Genomic DNA, 911 nt, shown 5'->3' with positions numbered 1-911 from the left:
GGCCGGAGGTTCGGTGGGCGGGCTCATCGGGCCCACGGTAGGGCGGCGTGCAGGCGGAACTCGCCGTCGGTGTGCTGATGGTCGAGGTGGCCGCCGGCGAGGCGGACACGTTCGGTCAGGCCGACCAGGCCCAGGCCGCTGCCCGTGGAGGTGCGCGCTGGCGCCGCGCCGGGTGGGGTCGGGTTGACCACGTCGATGAGCAGCGCCGCGCCGGGAGCGCCGCGGACGCTCAGGCGCACCGGTGCGCCGGTGGCGTGACGGTGGGCGTTGGTGAGGGCTTCCTGCACGACCCGGTAGGCGGCGCGGCCGACCTGCGGCGGGGGCGGTGGCGCCTCGGGCAGGGTGCTGGTGTGGGTGACGGCGGTGCCGGCGGCGCGGGTGCGTTCGAGCAGCGCGGGCAGGTCCGCGAGGGTCGGCAGCGGCGTCTGGTTGTCGCCGGGATCGTCCTCGCGTAGCACGGTGATGACGGCGCGTAGTTCCTGCAGTGCCTCGTGCACGCTCACGCGGATCACTCCGGCGGCGACGGCGAGCTGTTCCGGGGGGGCGTCGGGGCGGTATTCGACGGCGCCGGCGTGGGTGGCGAGCAGCGTCAGCCGGTGGGCGAGGACGTCGTGCATCTCCCGGGCCAGGCGGGTGCGTTCGCCGGCGCGGGCCTCGGCGACGCGGCGGCCCTGTTCGGCTTCGGCGCGCCGGGCGCGTTCCCGCAGGGACGCGAGCAGCGCCTGGCGGGCGCGGATCAGCGCCCCCCAGCCGAGCAGCGCGCCGTGGGCGGCGAGGACGACGATGATCCACCACACCAGTGGTAGTCCGCCGACGGGTCGGATCAGCCCGCGGGCGAGGTGTGCGGCGATCCCGGCGGCGGCGACGGCGAGGGCCACGGGCAGGCGCCGCCGCGCGGAGACGTGCAGCAG

1 protein-coding gene is annotated in these 911 nt (G+C 77.1%); it reads right to left on the bottom strand.

Annotated elements, in window-relative coordinates; all coding sequences use genetic code 11:
* Positions 1 to 23: 23 nt before the first annotated feature.
* On the bottom strand, positions 24 to 911 hold an 888-nt coding region (locus MXD58_RS25710; RefSeq protein WP_250610281.1), incomplete at its 5' end, for a sensor histidine kinase.

This window comes from Frankia sp. AgKG'84/4 (genome assembly GCF_023242965.2).
GTDB lineage: Bacteria > Actinomycetota > Actinomycetes > Frankiales > Frankiaceae > Frankia.
Note: the sequence above shows the minus strand (reverse complement) of the source record. Positions and strands in the feature narration are given on the sequence as shown.